1 protein-coding gene is annotated in these 375 nt (G+C 64.0%); it reads right to left on the bottom strand.

Annotated features, from left to right (window positions below):
* Positions 1-76 precede the first annotated feature (76 nt).
* The coding region (locus tag A9K58_RS18865) for a P27 family phage terminase small subunit (RefSeq protein WP_231109355.1) at positions 77-375 on the bottom strand (299 nt) is incomplete at its 5' end.

Genomic DNA, 375 nt, shown 5'->3' with positions numbered 1-375 from the left:
AGACGGATGAACTCGCCGGCCGGGATCTTTCCTGACGTGACGCCCTTGGCGTATGCCTTGGCTGATTCGCTCGGCGTCATGGATCAGAACTCGTCGAATGGGTTGCCCTCCGGGGTCTTTCGGTCCCCAGCTTCTGACGGTCAGCCGGGGTCAGGCCCAGGCGCGCCAGGCAGCCGATCAGGTGGGAGTACTTGGCCGCAACGAACTCGCCGCGGTTGGCACGGAACTCGGAAAGCAGCGATGACGCCACCTCCATGATGAAACGGTCGGCGCTGGTCAGGACGCCAGGCAGGGCGCACTTCTCCAGCTCCTTCCAAACCACTGCGACCTCGGTCGGAAGGTGTGCCGGTGCCTTGCCCAATGGAGCATTCGCCT

Origin of the sequence: Stenotrophomonas maltophilia (genome assembly GCF_001676385.1) — a bacterium.
In the GTDB taxonomy this organism is placed as follows: domain Bacteria; phylum Pseudomonadota; class Gammaproteobacteria; order Xanthomonadales; family Xanthomonadaceae; genus Stenotrophomonas; species Stenotrophomonas maltophilia_J.
This window is presented reverse-complemented; position numbering and strand designations above follow the sequence as displayed.